The organism is Rahnella sp. Larv3_ips, assembly GCF_003697865.1.
Taxonomy (GTDB): domain Bacteria; phylum Pseudomonadota; class Gammaproteobacteria; order Enterobacterales; family Enterobacteriaceae; genus Rahnella; species Rahnella rivi.
The window spans coordinates 809,529-830,099 of record NZ_MJIB01000021.1; the positions used below are offsets into that span (position 1 = coordinate 809,529).

General features: G+C 54.7%; 17 protein-coding genes. 11 read left to right on the forward strand and 6 right to left on the reverse strand.

Annotated features, from left to right (window positions below; translation table 11 throughout):
• Positions 1–2,443: flavocytochrome c (locus ED901_RS23290; RefSeq protein WP_240994004.1), on the forward strand; the 2,443-nt coding region annotated here is incomplete at its 5' end.
• Between the two features lie 61 nt (positions 2,444–2,504).
• Positions 2,505–3,464 (forward strand): FAD:protein FMN transferase, encoded by a 960-nt coding sequence (locus ED901_RS23295; protein ID WP_122097383.1) that lies wholly within the window; start codon positions 2,505–2,507, stop codon positions 3,462–3,464.
• Here the strand turns inward: ED901_RS23295 and dcuR are convergent.
• Together dcuR and ED901_RS23305 are read right to left on the reverse strand one after the other, a co-directional pair.
• The gene (dcuR, locus tag ED901_RS23300) at positions 3,458–4,177 is read right to left on the reverse strand and encodes a two-component system response regulator DcuR (protein ID WP_122097384.1); all 720 of its coding nucleotides are present in this window, start codon (positions 4,175–4,177) and stop codon (positions 3,458–3,460) included. The genes ED901_RS23295 and dcuR overlap by 7 nt on opposite strands.
• Positions 4,174–5,799 (reverse strand): sensor histidine kinase, encoded by a 1,626-nt coding sequence (locus tag ED901_RS23305; RefSeq protein WP_122097385.1) that lies wholly within the window; start codon positions 5,797–5,799, stop codon positions 4,174–4,176. Before ED901_RS23305 ends, dcuR begins: the two co-directional genes overlap by 4 nt.
• Before the next feature lie 233 nt (positions 5,800–6,032).
• Here ED901_RS23305 and ED901_RS23310 point away from each other — a divergent pair, with 233 nt between their 5' ends.
• Positions 6,033–7,190 (forward strand): M20 aminoacylase family protein, encoded by a 1,158-nt coding sequence (locus ED901_RS23310; protein WP_122097386.1) that lies wholly within the window; start codon positions 6,033–6,035, stop codon positions 7,188–7,190.
• 171 nt (positions 7,191–7,361) lie between these two features.
• Here the strand turns inward: ED901_RS23310 and ED901_RS23315 are convergent, their stop codons facing one another.
• Complete coding sequence (locus ED901_RS23315) at positions 7,362–8,144, reverse strand: CatB-related O-acetyltransferase (protein WP_122097387.1); 783 nt, start codon at positions 8,142–8,144, stop codon at positions 7,362–7,364.
• A gap of 176 nt (positions 8,145–8,320) precedes the next feature.
• The gene (locus ED901_RS23320; RefSeq protein ID WP_122097388.1) at positions 8,321–10,108 is read right to left on the reverse strand and encodes a methyl-accepting chemotaxis protein; all 1,788 of its coding nucleotides are present in this window, start codon (positions 10,106–10,108) and stop codon (positions 8,321–8,323) included.
• A gap of 326 nt (positions 10,109–10,434) precedes the next feature.
• Between ED901_RS23320 and ED901_RS23325 the strand changes: the two genes are divergently transcribed.
• From ED901_RS23325 to ED901_RS23350, 6 genes are all read left to right on the forward strand, one after another.
• Positions 10,435–11,415 (forward strand): TIM barrel protein, encoded by a 981-nt coding sequence (locus tag ED901_RS23325; RefSeq protein ID WP_122097389.1) that lies wholly within the window; start codon positions 10,435–10,437, stop codon positions 11,413–11,415.
• 94 nt (positions 11,416–11,509) lie between these two features.
• Entirely contained in the window at positions 11,510–12,553 is a 1,044-nt protein-coding gene (locus tag ED901_RS23330; protein WP_056781419.1) for a substrate-binding domain-containing protein, read from the forward strand.
• A 32-nt stretch (positions 12,554–12,585) separates the two neighbouring features.
• Complete coding sequence (locus ED901_RS23335; protein ID WP_122097390.1) at positions 12,586–14,079, forward strand: sugar ABC transporter ATP-binding protein; 1,494 nt, start codon at positions 12,586–12,588, stop codon at positions 14,077–14,079.
• A gap of 46 nt (positions 14,080–14,125) precedes the next feature.
• On the forward strand, positions 14,126–15,097 hold the full coding sequence (locus tag ED901_RS23340) for an ABC transporter permease (RefSeq protein WP_056781414.1): 972 nt from the start codon (positions 14,126–14,128) through the stop codon (positions 15,095–15,097).
• Positions 15,097–15,954, forward strand: coding sequence for a MurR/RpiR family transcriptional regulator (locus ED901_RS23345; protein WP_056781410.1), 858 nt, complete (start codon positions 15,097–15,099; stop codon positions 15,952–15,954). The genes ED901_RS23340 and ED901_RS23345 overlap by 1 nt, the downstream gene beginning before the upstream one ends.
• A 1-nt stretch (position 15,955) precedes the next feature.
• Complete coding sequence (locus ED901_RS23350) at positions 15,956–16,816, forward strand: ribokinase (RefSeq protein ID WP_122097391.1); 861 nt, start codon at positions 15,956–15,958, stop codon at positions 16,814–16,816.
• Positions 16,817–16,867: 51 nt separating this feature from the next.
• On the opposite strand, the gene ED901_RS23355 is transcribed toward ED901_RS23350, so the two are convergent.
• Both ED901_RS23355 and ED901_RS23360 read right to left on the reverse strand, forming a co-directional pair.
• Positions 16,868–17,173: a SelT/SelW/SelH family protein gene (locus tag ED901_RS23355; RefSeq protein ID WP_056781404.1), complete on the reverse strand. Its 306-nt coding sequence runs from the start codon at positions 17,171–17,173 to the stop codon at positions 16,868–16,870.
• A 59-nt stretch (positions 17,174–17,232) separates the two neighbouring features.
• Positions 17,233–18,135: a LysR family transcriptional regulator gene (locus tag ED901_RS23360; protein ID WP_056781667.1), complete on the reverse strand. Its 903-nt coding sequence runs from the start codon at positions 18,133–18,135 to the stop codon at positions 17,233–17,235.
• A 122-nt stretch (positions 18,136–18,257) separates the two neighbouring features.
• On the opposite strand from ED901_RS23360, the gene ED901_RS23365 reads away from it, so the two are divergent.
• Both ED901_RS23365 and ED901_RS23370 read left to right on the forward strand, forming a co-directional pair.
• Positions 18,258–19,355, forward strand: coding sequence for an NADH:flavin oxidoreductase/NADH oxidase (locus tag ED901_RS23365; RefSeq protein WP_122097392.1), 1,098 nt, complete (start codon positions 18,258–18,260; stop codon positions 19,353–19,355).
• Positions 19,356–19,545: 190 nt separating this feature from the next.
• Positions 19,546–20,049, forward strand: a complete 504-nt coding sequence (locus ED901_RS23370) for an SRPBCC domain-containing protein (RefSeq protein WP_122097393.1) — start codon at positions 19,546–19,548, stop codon at positions 20,047–20,049.
• The last annotated feature ends 522 nt before the right edge of the window (positions 20,050–20,571 follow it).

Sequence of the window (20,571 nt, forward strand, 5' to 3'; positions counted from 1 at the left end):
GCCGAAGCTGATTGGCGGCCAGACGCCGGTCGCGCCAAGCGCACTGGCCGCGCCCCGTGACGGCGCAGCTACGCCGGTCGCGCTGACCGCCGGTGAAGTGGACGCGATGATCACCAAATTTGGTGAAGGCGTTCGCCGGGCGATTGAAGCCGGTTTTGACGGTGTGGAAATCCACGGCGCTAACACTTATCTGATCCAGCAGTTTTTCTCACCTAACTCCAACCAGCGTGACGATAAGTGGGGCGGAAGCCGTGAAAATCGCGCTCGTTTCCCGCTGGCGATCCTCGATATCACGCACAGTATGGCGAAAAAACACGCCGATTCTTCCTTCATCATTGGCTACCGTTTCTCGCCGGAAGAGCTTGAAGAGCCGGGCATCCGCTTTGCCGACACGATGTATTTGCTGGAACAACTGGCGGCACGCGGGCTGGATTATCTGCACTTCTCGCTGGGCTATTCACTGCGTCCTTCTATCGTCGATACCACCGATCCGACACCGCTCATCGACAAATATGTCGCGATGCGTTCAGACCGGCTGGCGAAAATTCCGGTAATGGGGGTGGGTGGTATCGTGAATAAAGCCGATGCTGAACGGGCGATGGAACATGGCTACGATATGATCGCCATCGGCAAAGCCTGCATTGCCTATCCCGACTGGACTGACAGGATTGCGGCTGACCAGAAACTCGAGCTGTTCATCGACAGCACGCAACGCGAAGCCCTGACCATTCCTGAGCCGCTGTGGCGTTTCTCACTGGTTGACGCGATGATCCGCGACATGAGCATGACGTCTAAAAAATTCAAAGCCGGCGTATTCAGTGAAAAAGTACAAGATCCGCTTAACGAACTGGCGATTAACGTCAGTCTGGAAACGGACCGCATCGCCGATATCGAACTGCAGGCCGCCGGTGATATTGACGTAGAATTTACCACCAGCTTCGACATCATCCGCACCCGGATCCTCGACGCCAACAGCCCGCACGTTGATGCGGTCACCGGCGCGACGGAACAGAGTGAAGCGGTGAAAAAAGCGGTTTCCAAAGCGATCGCCAAATCCTGTAAAGCACAGATGCTGGAAGAGGGCGGCAGCTTGTCTGAACCACAAAGTTACGATGTGGTTGTCGTCGGCAGCGGCGGTGCCGGTCTGGCGGCGGCGATTCAGGCGTGTGACGAAGGTGCCAGGGTTCTGATCGTGGAAAAAATGTCCACTATCGGCGGCAACACCATTAAAGCGTCGGTGGGTATGAACGCCGCTGACACGCGCTATCAAAAACTCAAAGGCATTGAAGACAGCAAAGAATTGTTCTATCAGGAAACCCTCAAAGGGGGCCAGTTCAGAAACAACACCGTGCTGCTGAAAGAGTTCGTCGAGCGCGCACCGCAGGCGGTCGAGTGGCTGGCAGAGCACAACATTGAGCTGAGCGATATCACCATCACCGGCGGCATGAGCATTGACCGCACGCACCGTCCGGCCGATCGCAGCGCCGTCGGCGGCTTCCTGATCAGCGGTCTGGTGAAGAACCTCAACCAACGCAACATCGACGTGATGCTGGATACTTCAGTGACTGAAATCCGTTACCACGACGGTGCGGTGCAGGGTGTGGATCTGCTCAACGACGACAATGAAGTGCTGGTCATTAATGCCAAAAGCGTGATTGTGGCGACCGGTGGTTTCAGCGCCAACAGCGAAATGGTGGTGAAATACCGTCCTGAGCTGGAGGGGTTCGTGACCACTAACCACAAAGGCGCGACCGGCAGCGGCATCGCGATTTTGCAGAAAATCGGTGCAGGTACCGTGGATATGGGCGAAATTCAGATCCACCCGACCGTTGAGCAAACCACCTCTTATCTGATCTCTGAGGCGATCCGCGGGGGCGGTGCGATTCTGGTGAGCCAGGCGGGCAAGCGTTTCTTCAATGAGATGGAAACCCGTGACAAAGTGTCCGCCAACATTATCGGCCTGCCGGAGAAATTCGCTTATGTGGTGTTTGATGAGCAAATCCGCCTGAACAATAAAGCGGCCGATGAATACATCGCGCGCGGCTTTGTTATCAGCGCTGAAAACCCGCGCGAGCTGGCAGCCAAACTGGAGATGGATCATCACGCGCTGCTCGCCACGCTGGAAAGCTACAATGTGGCCGTTGATAAGCAGGACGACGTGGAATTTGGTCGTAAAACCGCGCTGCGCCACCCCATCAACCTGGGGCCGTTCTATGCGATCCGCATCGCACCGGGCGTTCATCACACCATGGGCGGCGTGACAATCAACACCGACACCAGCGTGCTGGATACTCAGGAGCAGGTGATCAGCGGCGCGTTTGCAGCCGGTGAAGTGGCTGGCGGCATCCACGGTGCAAATCGCATCGGCGGGAATGCCGTTGCAGATATCATCATCTTCGGTATTCTGGCGGGACGTAATGCCGCCAGACATGCGATGCGGTAACGGTATCCTCCTGCGTCGTTCGCTGCGGCGCAGGTTTCCCTCTTCAGTTCAGGTATTTTCTATGACGCCAGACACCCGTATTTATGCTTATTCCGCTGTTTTGATGGGCTCACCCATTCTTCTCAAGCTGTTTGATCATAACGAGGGGCTGGCGTCGCGCGTTTTCCGCCTTATTAAACAGCAGGAAAATATCTTCACGGTTAACCGGCACGATTCCGACGTCATGGCAATCAACCACGCGGCGGGCAGCCATGCGGTGGTGGTCAGCGCGCCGGTGTTTGATTTGATCCGTTGCGCCAAAGCGGTCAGCCAGCTGCCGGAAAGCAGTTTCAACTTCACCATCGGCCCGCTGGTGAAACGCTGGAAAATCGGCTTCAGCGGCCACAGCGTGCCTGACGCCAGCGATCTCCAGGCGCTGCTTGCGCTGACCGATCCGGATGACGTCATTCTCGATGAACCCTCACGCTCAGTTTTTTTGCAAAAAGCCGGAATGGAAATTGACCTCGGGGCGATTGCCAAGGGGTATATCGCCGACGTCGTGAGAGATTATCTGCATCAGGAAAAGGTCACGGATGCGCTGATCAATCTGGGGGGGAATGTGCAGACGCTGGGCGCGGGTGCCGAAGGGGCCTGGGCGATAGGGCTAAAAAAGCCATTTTCAACGCCTGATGCGCTGATTGGTGTGATTAACGTGAAGGGCAAATCGGTGGTGACGTCCGGTATTTACGAACGTTATTTTGAATCTGAGGGGCAGCGCTACCATCACATCCTCGATCTTAAAACCGGCTATCCGCTGGATAACGAACTGCTCAGTGTGACCGTCATTTCGGATGATTCGATCGACGGCGACATCTACACCACGCTGCTGTACGGCATGGGCGTCGAAAAAAGCCTCGCCTGCCTGAAAAATATTCCGCAGATCGAGGCCATTTTTGTCACCAAAGATCAGCAGGTGATTTTCTCTTCACAGCGTCAGTTTACCTTCACGCTGATGGATAACAGTTTCCGCACCCTTTACTGACAGTATTGTTTTAACAACGAATAGTGTTCCGCCTGCAGCCGGTAGCGATACACCGGCCGGCCTGTCACCCCGTAGTGAATGCTGGTGAACAAAATATGGCTGTCCGCCAGCCAGATGAGATATTTACGGCAGGAAACGCGCGAAATGTTCACCGAGTGCGCCAGCTCATCCGTTGAGAATTCCGTATCAGGATGGGCATCAATCCACAGGCACAGGGTGCGCAGCGTTTGCGGCGTTAAACCTTTTGGCAGTTTTTTGGTGTCCGCCGTCGCCGGGTTGTTGCCGTGAATTAACCGGTCAACGTCCGACTGCTCGTAATATTGCTGATTATCCATCAGCGCTTTCTTCTGCTGCCAGCCGGTCAGCGCCTCTTCAAAGCGGGAGAACTGGAACGGCTTAATCAGGTAATCCACCACGCCGTAGTTCAGCGATTTCTTGATGGTCTTCGCATCAGCGGCGGAAGAAATGACAATCACATCCACCGGACGTCGGGCATTTCTCAGCTCCGGCAGCAGATCTAACCCGTTATCCTGCTGCATATACACATCCAGCAGGATCAGGTCGATCGGCAACTGGCTGTTGAGTACCATCTCTTTGGCCTGCTGTAACGTCGAGGCTGTTCCGCAGCACGTAAACCCGGCGATCTGGCCCACGTAGCAGCGATTGAGCTCTGCGACCATGGCGTCATCATCGACTACCAGCACATTGATCATGCAGTTTTCCTCTCACCATCCCACGGAAGTTGAACAAAAAATTGAGTATAAACGTCGGGTTCAGACTCAACGGCAATCGTTCCGCCAAGGTTTTCTAATTGTTGTTTTGCCAGGAATAACCCGACGCCGCGCTCTTCGCCTTTCGACGAGAATCCTTTTTCAAAAATGGCCTCCAGTTTATCTGGCGGGATACCGGGGCCATCGTCGCTGACCACGCAGGCCAGCCAGCCATTCTGATAATGCAGTAACACGCTGACTTCGCCATCGGCCTGCCCGGCAAGGGCATCCAGCGCATTTTCAATCAAATTACCCAGCACGGTGATAAGCGCCGCGACCTGATTCTCATTGGTGTTATCGGGTAAAAAACTGTCATCACTCAGCGTCAGCAGATGGCGCGTATCCGAAGCGCGGTTAATCTTACTTAACAGGAAACCCGCAATCACCGGTGATTTGATTTTCAACAGTAAGGAGCCAATTTCCGCCTGATAGTTATTGGCCGTTTTGAGAATGTAATCTTCAAGCTGCGCGTAGCTTTTCATGTGCAGCAGCCCGAGAATAACATGCAGCTTATTCATGAATTCGTGTGAGCGTTCACGCAGCGAATCGGCGTAGTTTACCATGCCGCTCAGGCGCTGCATCAACTGGCTGACCTCGGTCTTATCCCTGAAAGTACAGATGGCGCCAATAATAACGTCATTGCTGCGCACGGGAACCGTGTTGCTCAGCAGAAAACGGCCTTTAAAATTGATCTCTTCATCGCGGCGCGCAATCCCGCTTCGCATCACATCGCAAAGCGTGGCGATAAGCGGTTGCGGCGGCTGATTGTGCTCAGGGCGGGGGTTGATCTCCGTGCCGGTTTCCAGAAACATCTGCCGGGCTTCCTGATTGATCAGGGTCACCTGCGCACGATCATCGATGGCGATCACGCCTTCTTTGATCGACTGCAACATCGCCTGACGCTGCTCAAAGAGCGTCGAAATCTCGTAAGGCTCAAGCCCGAACAAAATACGTTTGAGCATTTTCACTAAAATCCAGGTGCCCAGTGCGCCGACCATCATGCCGAACAGCACCGTCCACAGAATACTCCAGCGACTTTTATCAACCTGCTCTGTCACTTTTACCAGCGAGATACCGATCGCCACGACGCCAATCTGGTGATGATTATCATCAAAGACGGGCGTAAATATCCGCAACGCTTTGTCCAGCGTCCCTTTATTGATGGAGACATTCTCTTTGCCCAGCAACGCAGGATCGATGTCGTTACCGATAAAATGGTGATTGATCACGTCCGGATTGGGGTGTGAATAACGGATGCCGTCCATATTGGTGACCACTACAAACAGCAGGTCGTTTCTTTTTTGTACCGCACTGGCGATCGGCTGAATGATTCCGCTGTCCGGCGGCAGGGTGAGGGCGTGCCTGATTTCGGGCACATCCGCCAGCGTGCGGGCCACGGCCAGCGCCTTATCTTTCACACCATCGCGCGCGGTGTCGCTGACCTGAACGAAATACAGCAGATGCACGACCAGCAGCACGGAAATAATCACGGCGCTTAACATCAGGCTGACGGAGGTGCTGAGTTTCATGGGGTGCTTACGCACGGGATGCGGCGAGTCGCTCATTGGAGCCCCGGTAACCATTATTGATGGCTTATGGTCTATGTTTGCGGCTGACACGTCTACCCCAATCCGGCATTTATCCTGCGGTTAATGCACTAAAATTCTCTCAGGGCGCGAGTTCGATGAAGGGCCGAATTTCACCTTTCTGCGTTCGCCCGCGAATGTGATACTTTGAACCAGCAAATGGCTGATGAGCGAATCTCAACGGCATGAATTCAGGTCAGTACAGAGGATCTATGGCAGTCATTTCCCCAGAAATTATTGAACAGGCGAAAATCTGGCGCAGGGATTTCCATACCCGCCCGGAGCTTGGTCTGAAAGAGTACGGCACGTCGAAAATCATCGGCGAATTGTTGCTGTCGTTCGGCCTTGATGTGCACACCGGAATTGCCGAAACCGGCATTGTGGCGACGCTGCGCAACGGCGACGGCCCGTCCATTGGTTTGCGTGCCGACATCGATGCCTTGCCGATTCAGGAACTGAACGATTTCGAACACATCTCGCAAAACCCCGGTCTGATGCACGCCTGCGGCCACGATGGTCATACCGCTATTTTGCTCGGCGCGGCGCGCCATTTGAGTGAAAACCGGCATTTTCGCGGCACCGTACATTTCATTTTTCAGCCCGCGGAAGAGAATGTCGGCGGCGGTGAGATGATGGTGAAAGAAGGGCTGTTTGAACGTTTTCCGATGCAGGCGGTTTACGCGCTGCACAACTGGCCGGGATTGCCGGTCGGGGAAGTCGCGGTCAGTCAGGGACCGATGATGGCCTCGCAGGATAACTTCTACATCACGCTGACCGGAAAAGGCTGTCACGCGGCGATGCCTGAACTGGGGGCCGATCCGGTGGTGGCGGGCGCTCAGCTTATCCTCTCACTGCAAAGTCTGATTTCTCGTCGTCTGTCGCCGCTGGAACAGACAGTGATCAGCCTGACGCAGCTTCAGGCGGGCGAAGCCATCAACGTCATTCCCGAAACGTTGCACATGTCCGGCACGCTGCGCTGCCTGAGCCGCGCGACGCGCGAAACCTGCTGGCGGTTGATCGAAGAATACGTCAACGCCGTGCCGCAGCCGTACGGGGTGAAAGGTGAGGTGCGCTGGGAGTTTGGTTATCCGGTCACGCAAAACCATCCGGCGCAGGCGGTGATTTTACGCGATGCGGCTGAAAACACGCCGGGCATCACCCAGGTGCATTTCAATAATGCCCCGTCGATGGCCGCTGAAGATTTTGCCTATTTGCTCGAAGCCTGTCCGGGTGCCTACTTCTGGCTGGGCGCCGATGGCGCCACGCCTTCCGCTTCGCTGCACAGCCCGCGTTATGATTTTAACGATGACATCATTCCCCTGGGTATCAGCGTGCTGACGACTCTGGTGGAACGGCAACTTAAAGCCTGATCGTCAGTAAGCCGGTTGCCGGTTAATGAGAACGGGCAACCCCTTCGGCAAGGCTATTTACCGGGCCTTTAACGTACGCAAAATGATGTTGAGTAGCCGGGATTGAGGGATTAAAAAATCACCGGCTTTGAGGAATGGTCTGAAACAGATGCAATGAAAGTCTTGCTGTTTTTATAGCCTCGCCAGTTCCTGCGCGATATTCATGATTTTATACTCATATTTACTTATTTCACCACGGGCTATTTTTTCTTCCATCTGTTGGATGAAATAAAGAATGTCATCGGACTGGGTGACATCCGGCAGATCGGTAATTTTATAATCCCACCATTCCATTGCCTGAAGGCGCTCGATGATGTCTGGCGCAAAGCGGTATTTAATAATCTTAGCCGGAATACCGCCGACGATGGCGTAAGGCGGCACATCGCCGGTGACCACCGCATTGGCCGCAACGATGGCGCCATTACCGATAGTGATGCCGCCTTTTAATACGGCGTGTTCCCCCACCCAGACATCATGACCTAATACCGTTGCGGGCGGCATATAGTCGAACCCCGCAATGTTCAGCGTTTCTCCGAATTGCTCCTGCGCCACCTTCGAGAAGAAATCATGATACGTCAGCGGACTGGTCGTAAACCGGTGTATGGGGTGTTGTGGCCCCATAATCCGCACGCCTGCCGCCAGGCTGCAAAATCGCCCGGTGGTGAGGTTATTAGGTAATTTACTGCACGCGTAGGAATAGGCGCCCATCGAACAGAAACTTTTCCGCGGCATGGCGGCATATTCTTCGACCCAAACATCCGCGTTAAATTTTATTTTCTCCCCTTTTTTAAAAAGGAATATATTTCTCTTTTTATATATCCCTTCCACCATTTCCGGGAATTTAAGATGGACCTTATGTCGTAAACAATAATCCTCATGTTTTTGAGTCCATCGAAACTCAATGGGGTACTTCATTCCTTATTCCTCAAAGGTTAGACGCTGTTTTTATATATTCCTGACATAATCCTAGCATAAAACAGACATAACCCAAATCTGAGGCCGGCGGGAATAACCTGAGGAGTGCGCAGAAGGAAAGCCCCCGGAGGATGAGGTCCGGGGGCGGTGATGAACGTTTCAGTCAGGCGGGGTGATCAGACCCTGAAATGCCCGACCGCGATCGCCAGTCCGGTTGCCTGTTGCTGCAAGGCTGAGGCGGCACCGGCAGATTCCTGAACCATTGCGGCGTTCTGCTGCACCATGCCGTCCAGCTGTGTGATGGCGCGGTTAATCTCGTGAATACTCTGCATCTGTTCTTCGGAGGCATGGGTGATATCGAGCATCACGCTGCTGACGTTAGACACGTTGCTGACAATCTCGCTCATGCTGCTGCTTGCCAGACGAACCTGCGCAGAACCGGACGCCACGCTGCTGACGGTGGATTCGATCAGCCCTTTGATCTCCTTCGCAGCCTGCGCGCTGCGCTGCGCCAGGCTGCGCACTTCGCTGGCGACCACGGCAAAACCGCGCCCCTGTTCGCCTGCCCGTGCGGCTTCCACCGCCGCGTTGAGCGCCAGAATATTGGTCTGGAACGCGATGCCGTCGATAACCCCGGTGATGTCACCGATTTTCGATGATGCGCTTTCAATGCTCTCCATTGTCGTCATGACTTTGTTCACCACGATGTCACCGCGTGACGCCGCTTCCGATGCCGATTTCGCCGTCTCGCTGGCCTGTCTGGCCGAACTGGCGGATTGCGAGACGGTCGCGGTGATCTGCTCAAGTGACGCGGCCGTCTGTTGCAGGCTGGCCGCTGCGGATTCCGTTCTGCCGGACAGATCGTTATTTCCGGCCGCAATTTCATCCGCTGCCACTTTCACCGATTCGCTGGTGGTGCGGATTTCAGCCATCACCTTGCTGAGCTTATCGACGAAGGTATTAAACGCATGTGCAATTTGCGTGACTTCGTCATGGCCGTCGGTCGGTAAGCGCTGCGTCAGATCGTCTTCGCCGGAGCTGATGGCGTTGAGCGTATCGCGCACGGCAGACAGACGACGAAACGCTTTGGTGATGATAAGGCCAATAACCGCCGCCGACAGCAGCACAATCACCATCAGCGCAATCACCGAGGAGGTCAGCAGGGATCGCATGCCCGCCGTCGATTCTTTCTTGTCTTCAATGACCAGCGTAAACCAGTCCGTACCTGCAACCGGCAGGGCTCGGACGCGTTTTACCGCCTTGTTCATGCGAATATCCGACGGCGCGCTGGCGGCAAACAGCCGTGGCAGGTCCACGCCTTCCGCCAGAGAAGTGAAGGGTTTCAGCGCCAGTTTTGCATCGGGATGCGCGATGATCGTGCCGGCACTGTCCACCAGCATGCCGAAGCTTTCCGGCGTCGGGTGAATGGTATTGACGTTATTGACCACGCTGTCCATGGAAACGTCCCCCGCCACAATCGCTTTCAGCGCGCCGTTTTCCATCACCGGCACCGCGAAAGTCACCACCAGATTGCCGGTGCCCGCATCGATGTACGGCGGAGTGACCACCGGACGTCCGGCGCTTTCGGCCTGTTTATACCAGGGGCGGCCTGTCGGATCGTAATCGGCGGGTACGCCGGTCGGATCGGAGAATTTGGCGGTTTTATTGGCGTAGCCGACGTAGACGTTGGCGAAGTTTCCCGCGGTTGCGATCTGCTTCATTACCGGTATCGGGTCCGCCGTCAGCGCCACGGGTTGCAGTGAAACAATCATCTGCGTTTTGGCGCTGACCCATTCGCTGATCCCTTGCGTATGGCTTGATGTCAGCGCGTTCAGCGTGCTGTCTGTCGCCTGACTGTTGTATTTATTAGCGACGGTGTAACTGAGGAACGTATTGATAGCCAGCGAGCAAATCACAATCGAGATGCAGGCCACGATGATGCGCGAACGAAGGGTCTTAAGCATGGGCATTTCCCTGAAAGGAATCTTAAGATCTGGGTATCGACAGTAAACGGAGAAACTTGAAGCAGGTCACAAAAAACGGGCGTTTGTAGGGCGCAGCATCACCTTCCTGCTATTTCAGCGGGGAAAGTTGCCGTATTCAGAGTCATTCCCTGTCCGCGTATGCCGAAGCCATATTGTTCATCTATTTCGTGAATCACCTCTCAAAACTGATCACAAATCCGGCAGGGGATCTTGCGGCTTTTTTCGCCTGATGATAGTAATGCACTACTTTACGAAATAATGTGAAGCAGGAAAGTACATTACGAATCGATTTTAAAGGACACCCCATGTCAGAACTTAAATTTGCCACACGTCTGAACTCGTTTGCCTCGGGGGCTTATCTTTACTGGCCGGAACTGAAAGGCAAACCTTCAGTGCTGCAAATGATCGAACGTGCAGCTACGGTTAAAGGATTGACGCATCTGGACCTCAACTATCCGCAGCATATGACCGATGATATCAAGACGATGCGTCAGAAAATCGAGGAAGTCGGGCTGGCGGTGAACGGGATGCAGATGCGCTGGGATGCTCCGCAATTCAAAATCGGCGCATTCACCCACCCGGACCCTAAGATCCGCCGTCAGGCGATTGAACTCACGAAACGCGGCATCGACGCCGGGCGCGAATTCGGTGCCAGCATCATGACGTTGTGGATGGGGCAGGACGGTTTTGATTACTGCTTCCAGGCCGATTACAAAAAAATGTGGGAAGACGCGGTCGGCGCGGTGCGCGAAGTGGCGGAATATGCCCCGGACATCGACGTCAGCATTGAGTACAAACCCAACGAACCGCGGGCTTACAGCATTTTCCCGAATGCCACGACCTGCCTTCTGGCCGTTGAAGAGGCCGGTTGCAAGAACTTAGGCATTACGCTGGATTTCGCGCACGTGTTATTTGCCAACGAAATTCCGGCATTCGCCGCCGCCATGGTGGCACGCCGTTCACGCCTGCTGGGGCTTGATCTCAACGACGGCTGGGGAAAACGCGACGACGGCCTGATGGTCGGCTCGGTCAACCCGCGCGCCACGCTGGAGTTTCTGCTGCAAATGAAACGCGACGGCTATAAAGGCGCGTATTACTTCGATACCTTCCCGGACGCCAGCGGTCTGGATCCGGTACGCGAAGCGGAAACCAATATCGCCACGGTGATCCGTTTACTGAAACTGTGCGAAAAACTCGAAAACAATCCGGCGCTGAATGATGCCATCAGCAGGCAGGACGCCGTTGCCTCACAGCAGATCGTCAACGACGTGATGCTGGCGCAGTAAAAGATTTATTGAATCAAAACCAGCCGGAAAGCAAAAGTACCCGCCACAGCGCTTCGCTGTGACAACCATAAAAATAACAACCGAAGGCCAGATAATGAAAAAACTCTTACTGTCTGTACTCACCTCTACACTGCTTTGCACCAGCGTTTACGCCGCAGATTTAGCGCCGTTACAGTCCGACACCGAGCCCGATCGCACTGACTGGACGCAGCTCGGCGTTAAATACGGACCGATGCCGGCGGTAGATAAAAACCTGAAAATTGGTGGCGTGTCTAAAACGCTGACCAACGAATACTGGCGCTCGCTGGGCGAAGGCTACAAAAACGCGGCGAAGCAATACGGATTTACCGTCGAATATCAGGCCGCCGCTAACGAAGACGATCAGCTCGGTCAGCTGTCTATCGCTGAAACGCTGATCTCACAGGGCTTCAACGGTCTGCTGGTTTCTCCGCAAACCGATGCCAACCTGCAACCGGCGTATGAATCCGCCAAAAGCAAAGGCATCGCGGTGGTTAACGTCAACGATGCGGTTATGCCTAATGCGGAACATTACGTCGGTAATGTGCAAAAGGATAACGGCGTGCGCGTCGCCAACTGGTTTATCAAACAACATCCGCAAGGCGGGAAAGTGGCCGTTATCGAAGGGCAGCCCGGCGTATACGCCGCCGCTCAGCGTACGCGCGGCTTTAAAGAAACTCTCCAGCCCGGCGGAAAATTCACCGTGGTGGCCAGCGTGCCTGCCAACTGGAGCCGCGAGAATGCCTACAACGCTGCCGCGACCATTTTGCAACAACATCCTGATTTAATTGGTTTCTACGCCAACAATGACGGCATGGCGCTCGGGGTGGTCGAGGCGGTGGCCGCTGCCGGAAAATCCAAACAGGTTGCCGTATTTGGCACCGACGGGATTTCTGATGCCTATGCGTCGATCAAACGCGGCGAGCTGACCGGTACCGTGGACAGCTTCCCGGTGCTGACCGGTCAGGTGGCGATGGAAGTGGTGTTGCGCCTTATCAGCGGCCAGAAAATTTCCCGCGTGGTGTCTACGCCGCAGGCGTTAATCACCAAAGACAACGTTGATGCCTTCTCTACCAAAGACAACATCAAACTGCGCCAGCTGCTGGCACAGCAAAAATAAGTCAGGCGTCTGAAAACGGGTCGGGAGAGTTTATGGAACAGTACAGTTTGACGATGCGTGGCATCAGCAAAAGCTACAGCGGCGTGGCGGCGGTGCAGAATGTCGATTTCTCGGTCAGGCCGGGTGAAGTTCACGCGCTGATCGGTGAAAACGGTGCGGGGAAATCGACGTTGCTGAATATTCTGTCAGGCGTGCGTGCGGCAGATTCCGGCGAGATCCTGGTGGACGGGCAGGTGATTCAGATGAAGAACCCGCTTTCCGCCCGCCATGCTGGTATCGCGATGATCCATCAGGAGTTACAGCACGTTCCTGAACTCTCCGTGGCCCAGAATATGTTCCTCGGGCGGCCTTTAACGCGGTTCAAAGGGCTGTTTGTCGATAAGCAGGCGCAGTACAAAAGGGCGGTGTCGATCCTGCGCCGTCTTGATCCGAGCATCGATCCGGATGAGCCGATCAAAAACCTGAAAGTGTCGCAGCAGCAGATTGTCGAAATTGGCCGCGCGCTGCTGGATGAAGCCAAAATCATTGCGATGGACGAGCCGACTTCCAGCCTGACGCCCACTGAATTCGAGCGACTGGCTGAACTGATTTCGGATCTGAAATCAATGAACGTGGCGCTGATTTACGTCTCGCACAAAATGAACGAAATCTTCAAAGTCTGCGACCGCGCGACGATTTTACGAGATGGCAAACAGGTCGGCGTGGTGAATATCTGCGATGAAACGGAAGAAACCATCGTCACAAAAATGGTCGGGCGAAAAATCGAAAAAGTGCAGCATCATTCGCATGCGACGCAACGTGAAGTGCTGCGCGTCGAGGGGCTCAGCCGTGACAGCGCGGTGCGGTCGGCGAGTTTCAGCGTCAACGCGGGGGAAGTGCTGGGTATCGCCGGGCTGGTCGGGTCAGGGCGTACCGAGTTGCTCAAACTGATCGCCGGGATCGACGCGAAAACCGGCGGCAGTATTGAGGTCGACGGCGTTGCCGTTAAAAATCACAACGTCAGCGCTGCGATACGCGCCGGGATCGGCCTGGTGCCTGAAGATCGTAAAAAAGAAGGCATCATCAAAGAACGCGCGGTGAAAATGAACATGGCATTGCCGTCAATGGGGCGTTTCACCCGTTTCGGATTGCTGAAAAGACATCAGCTGGATCAGACCGCGCTGGAGGTCATGACCGATCTGCGCCTGCGTCCGCTGAATATTGAAAAACCTATCGGTACGCTCAGTGGCGGTAATCAGCAAAAAGTGATTATCGGACGTTGGGTGGCCGCAGATAATAAAGTGTTTCTTTTTGACGAGCCAACACGGGGAATTGATATTGGTGCCAAGTCTGAAATTTATAATTTGATCGAAAAACTGGCGCAGCAGGGAAAAGCCATTGTGGTTGTCTCCTCTGAAATGCCGGAAATTATGCGAATTTCGGACAGAGTCCTGGTGATGCGTGAAGGGAAAATTACAAAAGAACTTAACGGCGACGAGATCACGGAAGAAAATATTGCCCGTTATGCGATAAGCGATCTGAATTAAGTGTTGATAAAGTCTGTCACCTCCCTATTTATTGAAGGCCATTATTATGACGACTCAAGGTAATGTTCAGCCCAAGGTTTTTTCTTCGGCATTATTTAAATTCAACGTACGCGATGCCGGTACGCTGATTGGTTTATTAATCATTGTGATCACCTTCTCTTTTTTATCGCCGGTATTTTTTACCGTGCCTAATTTATTGAATATTTTGCAGCAGTCTTCCATCAACGGCATTATTGCGCTGGGAATGACGCTGGTGATTATTTCCGGCGGTATCGATCTCTCCGTCGGGCCAACCGCGGCGCTTTCTGCGGTGCTCGGTGCGACGCTGATGGTGTCCGGCGTGCCCATTCCGCTGGCCATTATGGCGACGCTCGGCGTCGGCGCATTGTGCGGCGTGTTCAGCGGGATGTTAGTGGCCTACGCCGGTTTGCAGCCTTTCATCGTCACCCTCGGCGGCCTGTCGTTATTCCGCGCCCTGGCGCTGATATTCACCAACGGCAACCCGATTTTCGGCATTCCGATGGAGTTTCGCACCGTCATCAACAGCACGGTCTTCGGCGTTCCGGCACCGATTGTTATCGTCATCGCCATTGCCGCTATTTTGTGGGTGGTGATGAATAAAACCCCGCTCGGCGAATACATTCTGGCGGTGGGCGGTAACGAAGAAGCGGCGCGCGTGGCCGGTGTGCCGGTCAAAAGAACCAAGGTGACGGTCTTTGTGATCTCCGGCGTGCTAGCCTCGCTGGCTTCGCTTATCCTGATTGGCCGGCTGGGCGCTGCCGAGCCGACGATGGGGAATTTGTGGGAGCTTGATGCCATTGCCGCGGCGGCCATTGGCGGGGCTTCGCTGATGGGCGGCAAAGGCAGTGTGATCGGTACGCTGATTGGCGCGGTTATTTTGGGTTCATTACGTAATGGCCTGACACTTCTGAATATTCAGGCGTTTTATCAATTGCTTGCTACTGGCCTTATAATTATCATAGCGATGTTGATTGACCGGGCGACACGAGGCAAGTAATGAATCAGGATCCGCGAGCTATTGGTGCTCAAATTCGTATGAAATTGCCACATCTGACGCCACTGGAAAGAAAAGTCGTCGAATCAATTACGTCTAAAACCGATTTTACCGAGCACACGTCTTTAAAAGAAATTGCGCTGGAAAATAATGTGTCTGAGGCGATGGTTGTAAAACTGACGAAAAAATTAAATTTTTCAGGGTTCAGAGATTTCAGAAGCAGTTTAATTTATTACAACTATTCTGAAGTGGCAAATTTACATGCTGAAATTGAACCGGGAGATTCGTCGGAGCAATTACTTGAAAAAGTCTTCAGAACCTCTATTCAGGCTATCGAAGAAACATTATCGATTGTCGATATTTCTGAATTTAACCGTGCCGCTGACATTCTTTTTAAAGCCAGGCACATCGATTTATATGCCGTTGGCGGTTCTGCCGCCGTGGCACGAGATTTGTCGCACAAGCTCCTGAAAATAGGGATCAAAACGACGGTCTACGATGATGCTCATATTATGCTGATGTCAGCCGCCGTCTTATCGGACGATGATGCGGTGGTGGCGATCAGTCATTCCGGCGCGACCCGCGCGGTGAATGATCCGATCAAACTGGCGGCGCGCAACGGTGCCAAAGTTATCGCCATCACCAATTATGCCGAGTCGCCTATTGCGCGCAATGCGCATGTGGTTCTCAATTCAACCTCTCAGGGATCGCACTTGCTCGGGGAAAACGCCGCGTCGCGCATCGCCCAGTTAAATATTCTGGATGCCTTATTCGTGGCGATCGCACAGAAGGATCTGAAGACAGCGGAAAAGAACCTGATGAAAACCCAGCAGGCGGTTCAGGACCTTCGGGAATACTAGAATGGGTAAAATTTTAGTCACGGGCAGCCTCCATTACGACATCGTGATCCACGCGCATCACCGCCCTGAAAAAGGCGAGACGGTGATCGGCAGCGGCTGTTCGTACAAATTCGGCGGTAAGGGCGGCAATCAGGCCGTTTCTGCCGCGAAAGCGGGCGCACAGGTCAGTTTTGCCGGTGCGGTCGGTACGGATACGCAGGGAGAATTCCTGCGCGGCGTACTTCATGAGCACGGCGTTGATACGGTGGGTATCGCGGTCACTGACGCCGTCCCGTCCGGCATGAGCGTCGCGCTGATGGATGCCGAAGGCGATTACGGCGCGGTGGTGGTGTCCAACGCCAACAACCTGATCGACCCGGCGCAGTTCAGCCATGATGTTCTGTGGCAGCAGGTGGACATGTTGCTGCTGCAAAATGAAGTGCCGGAAGCGGTCAACCTGAACGCGGCGAGAGAGGCGAAGCGGCGCGGCGTGCGCGTCTGCCTGAATGCCGCTCCGGCGCGTGAACTGTGCGCCGGGATGCGGGCTGCGGTGGATTTGCTGGTGGTCAACGGCGTTGAGGCCCGCGATCTGAGCGGCATCGTGGTGAATGATTTAGCCGGCGCCTGCGAAGCCGCGCAGTGGCTCAGTCAGCACTATCCGGCCGTGGTGGTCACCGCGGGCGAACACGGCGTTGCCTGGAGCGAAGCGGGCAACCCCAGCCAGTCGCTGCCCGCCGAGAAAATCACGCTGGTCAGTACCCATGGCGCTGGCGACTGCTTTATGGGCATGTTGTGCACCTCACTCCTGAACGGAAATACGCTGGCCGATGCTGTCGCGAAAGCCAACCGTGCAGCGGCGGAACACGTGTCACGCAAAGCCTGAGTCGTGCTTAACGGGCAGGATGCATTTCCTGCCTTTTCCCTTCCCGATGAATTACGCCTCGCCATCCTGTTCAATTTTCTTCTTATCGACATGCCCGAGTGAACGCTCCGGGAAGCAGATGTCGCGCACGCGTTGCTTGAGCGGCGCCGCATCCGGGAAGCCGCCGTCACGTTTACGCTCCCAGATAATTTCGTCATCGACTTTGATCTCGTAAATGCCGCCAGTGCCGGGGACCAGCGTTACCGACGCCAGATCGCTGCTGAACGAATTCAGCAGTTCCTGCGCCATCCACGCGGCGCGCAGCATCCAGTTGCACTGGGAACAGTAAGTGATGGTGATAGCAGGTAATTTTTCCATGGTGCAGACCCTTTAAGAGAATGTTTAAAAGCCGGTAATGCCCTGAAAATAGCACGATCCTACTGCCCGCTACAGACCTGCGCCAGTTGCTGCCTCAGCCACTGGTGCGCGGGGGAGAGATGCGAGCGTTCGTGCCATGCGGCGACTTTGGTAAAGCCGGGAATGTCCAGCGGCGGCGGCATCACTTCCAGCCCTGCGGCATCTCGCACCAGCCGTTCCGGCACCACGGCGATCAGATCCGTGGTCTGCAACACCGGCGGCAGCACCAGAAAACTGTTCACCGACAACACCACATTGCGTTTTTTGCCGAGCGCCCGGAGCGCGGTATCCGTCACTCCGGCAAAATTTTCGCCGCTCAGCGACACCAGCGCATGGTCGTAATGACAAAACGTCCCGAGGGAAATCGTTCCTTTGTCCAGCGCCGGGTGGCCTTTGCGCAGCGTGCAAACATAACGCTCATCGTACAAATGGCGGATATGCAGGTCGGGCGGCGTGGTTTCCGGTGTCAGCAGAGCGAGATCGACCTCACCGCGTTCAAGCCGCTCCTGAATGTTCGACGCCTCCGCCCGCTGAACCGACAGATGAATGCCTGGCGCCCGTTGCCGCAACAAAGAAAAGAACGGCACGATAATCACGCTCAGCGCGTAATCTGTGGCGGCCAGCGTAAACGTCATCTCGCATTCGGCGGGAACAAAGGCTTCCGGCTGCAACAGCGCGTCAATTTCCGCCATCACCCGTTTCACCGGTTTTGCCAGCGCCAGCGCACGCTCGGTCGGCACAATGCCGTAGCGCGCACGGACAAATAAAGGGTCATCAAAGCTTTCACGCAGACGCGTCAACATGCTGCTCACGGCAGGCTGCGTCAGGGAAAGGCGCTCAGCGGCGCGGGTCACGCTGCGCTCGTCGAGCAGTGCATCGAACGTCTTTAGCAGATTCAGATCGAGACTTTTCAGATTGCGCATGGGCAGGGCACCGATTGAGTTATAACGAAATATGATAGGCACTATAATATTTTCAGACTTCTGCTTATAGCTCTTTGACGGCACGCTGGTTGCTGAATGATCCCATCCTTCGAGGAAAATATATGTCTGCACTTTTCACGCCTTTTACATTGAAAGACGTCACCTTAAAAAACCGTATCGCCGTTCCGCCGATGTGCCAGTATTCCGCCACTGATGGCGTGCCGAACGACTGGCATCAGGTGCATTACGCGACCCTCGCCCGTGGCGGCGCAAGCCTGGTCATTGTCGAAGCGACGGCGGTGTCACCTGAAGGCCGCATCACCCCTGGGTGCCTGGGGATCTGGAACGATGAACAGGCCGCTGAACTGGCGAAAATCGCAACATCCATCAAAGCCGCAGGCGCAGTACCGGGGATCCAGATCGGTCACGCAGGCCGTAAAGCCAGCGCCAATCTGCCGTGGGAAGGGGACGACCATATTGCCGAAGGCGACGCGCGCGGCTGGGCGACGATTGCGCCTTCCGCCGTTGCGTTTGGCAAGCATCTGCCAAAAGTGCCGAAAGAGATGACCAAAGCCGATATCCAGCGCGTGATGGCGGATTTTGTGGCCGCGGCAAAACGTGCGCGCGATGCCGGTTTTGAATGGCTGGAACTGCACTTTGCCCACGGCTATCTGGCGCAAAGCTTCTTCTCCGTGCATTCCAACACCCGCACCGACGAATACGGCGGTGATTTCGCCGGTCGCAGCCGTTTCCTGATTGAGACTTTCGACGCCGTTAACGCCGTCTGGCCGAAAAACCTGCCTATCACCGCACGTTTCGGCGTGATTGAATACGATGGCCGCGACGAAGAAACGCTGGCGGAATCTATCGAACTGACCCGCATTCTGCGTGAGAAAGGGCTGGATATGCTGAACGTCAGCGTCGGTTTCTCCACCTGGGAAGCGCAAATCCCGTGGGGTGCCGGTTTCCTCGCGCCGGTGTCGCGCCGCGTGCGTGCAGAAGCCGGTTTGCCGGTGGCCAGCTCATGGGGCGTGGCTTCGGCGCAAATCGCCGAGCGCTGCATCAGCGAAGAAGATATGGATCTGGTGATGATTGGCCGCGCGATGCTCGCCAACCCGCATTATCCGTATGCGCTGGCGAAAGAACTGGGTGAAGACAATCCGTCATGGGTCTTACCTGCGCCTTACGCGCACTGGCTTGAGCGTTACAGCATTAACTGATCGCTGATTGACATCAGCGTCATTGTCGGCAGGCAGGAGTCTTCTTCTGCCTGTTTTTTTATCTGCCTTCCAGATATAAAATTAAGCCATGCTGGCTATCATGAGTCATGATTTCCGTAATATCTCAGCGGTGCGTATTCTTTGTGGACACCAGCCTGCGGGCTGTTTCCCGGACATAAAGGAATCACACATGAATGCGATCAACTGGCCGCAAGGCTACCTCCCCGGCGAAGCCGATAACTTCGCGTCTAACGAAATGATCATCACCGGCCTGACCGTTGAACAACTCTGGGCACAACTCGATAACACCGCCGCCTGGCCGGAGTATTACAGCAACGCGTCGGATATTGCGTTTCACGACGGCAGCGGACCGGGGCTGAGCGACGGCGCTCGTTTTCGCTTCAGCACCTTCGGCTTTCCGGTGGAAGCGCAGATGAATGAATACGTCCCGCCGGCCAACGGCCAGCCCGCGCGCATGGCGTGGCACGGCTGGGCAGAAGGCGACGCCGATACCCGTCTCGACGTGCATCACGCGTGGCTTATCGAAGAACTTTCCGGTGGCCGCGTACGCATCCTGACCCAGGAAACGCAGAATGGAAAACCGGCACGCGATCTCGCAGTGACGCGGCCGAATCCGATGATCAACGGCCATCAGGAATGGCTGGACGGGATGATTAAAGCGGCGCGCGGTTAAGTCGCGCGCTAAGCACCTCTTCCGTGCTGTGGGGGCTGGCCGTCAGCTCCAGTTTCTGCCGGCCAGCAATTGCCCACCCTGGTTGAGATGCAGGGTGTTGCTCGTGAAAATCAGATAATGCTAAACGCTTTCCTGGCGATTCAATTCACAATGGAATAACCCGGTTATTCGATGGAAGATATTTCGAATCGCACCTGCCGGGGAATTCTAAAAGTGACGTAGCATTTTCCGATAAAATATTTTTCTTGCCTGTCATAACAGCTGAAATACAAATATACAGGCTGAGTGGCATTGATAGTGTAAATAATAAATCACAGATGTCCTTCAGATCCGGTAATTTCTGGCGACCGCGCAGAAACTGTCTGGATTTTTTACATTTTTTCGTGATGCACTTGCTGTCTTTAAAGTGTAAAGAATTGTTTTTACTGTTTATTTTTCCGTGCCCTTCAGCAGGTATAGCGGCGAGAGCCAATAATGCTTACAAGAAAACATCACTATAGATAATTCTAATATTCACTGTAA

Bases quoted from the DNA above. Each gene is read 5' to 3' on its own strand.
- ED901_RS23295 (WP_122097383.1), top strand. From the start codon at position 2,505: ATGACGCCAGACACCCGTATTTATGCTTATTCCGCTGTTTTGATGGGC.
- dcuR (WP_122097384.1), bottom strand. From the start codon at position 4,177: ATGATCAATGTGCTGGTAGTCGATGATGACGCCATGGTCGCAGAGCTC.
- ED901_RS23305 (WP_122097385.1), bottom strand. From the start codon at position 5,799: ATGAGCGACTCGCCGCATCCCGTGCGTAAGCACCCCATGAAACTCAGC.
- ED901_RS23310 (WP_122097386.1), top strand. From the start codon at position 6,033: ATGGCAGTCATTTCCCCAGAAATTATTGAACAGGCGAAAATCTGGCGC.
- ED901_RS23315 (WP_122097387.1), bottom strand. From the start codon at position 8,144: ATGAAGTACCCCATTGAGTTTCGATGGACTCAAAAACATGAGGATTAT.
- ED901_RS23320 (WP_122097388.1), bottom strand. From the start codon at position 10,108: ATGCTTAAGACCCTTCGTTCGCGCATCATCGTGGCCTGCATCTCGATT.
- ED901_RS23325 (WP_122097389.1), top strand. From the start codon at position 10,435: ATGTCAGAACTTAAATTTGCCACACGTCTGAACTCGTTTGCCTCGGGG.
- ED901_RS23330 (WP_056781419.1), top strand. From the start codon at position 11,510: ATGAAAAAACTCTTACTGTCTGTACTCACCTCTACACTGCTTTGCACC.
- ED901_RS23335 (WP_122097390.1), top strand. From the start codon at position 12,586: ATGGAACAGTACAGTTTGACGATGCGTGGCATCAGCAAAAGCTACAGC.
- ED901_RS23340 (WP_056781414.1), top strand. From the start codon at position 14,126: ATGACGACTCAAGGTAATGTTCAGCCCAAGGTTTTTTCTTCGGCATTA.
- ED901_RS23345 (WP_056781410.1), top strand. From the start codon at position 15,097: ATGAATCAGGATCCGCGAGCTATTGGTGCTCAAATTCGTATGAAATTG.
- ED901_RS23350 (WP_122097391.1), top strand. From the start codon at position 15,956: ATGGGTAAAATTTTAGTCACGGGCAGCCTCCATTACGACATCGTGATC.
- ED901_RS23355 (WP_056781404.1), bottom strand. From the start codon at position 17,173: ATGGAAAAATTACCTGCTATCACCATCACTTACTGTTCCCAGTGCAAC.
- ED901_RS23360 (WP_056781667.1), bottom strand. From the start codon at position 18,135: ATGCGCAATCTGAAAAGTCTCGATCTGAATCTGCTAAAGACGTTCGAT.
- ED901_RS23365 (WP_122097392.1), top strand. From the start codon at position 18,258: ATGTCTGCACTTTTCACGCCTTTTACATTGAAAGACGTCACCTTAAAA.
- ED901_RS23370 (WP_122097393.1), top strand. From the start codon at position 19,546: ATGAATGCGATCAACTGGCCGCAAGGCTACCTCCCCGGCGAAGCCGAT.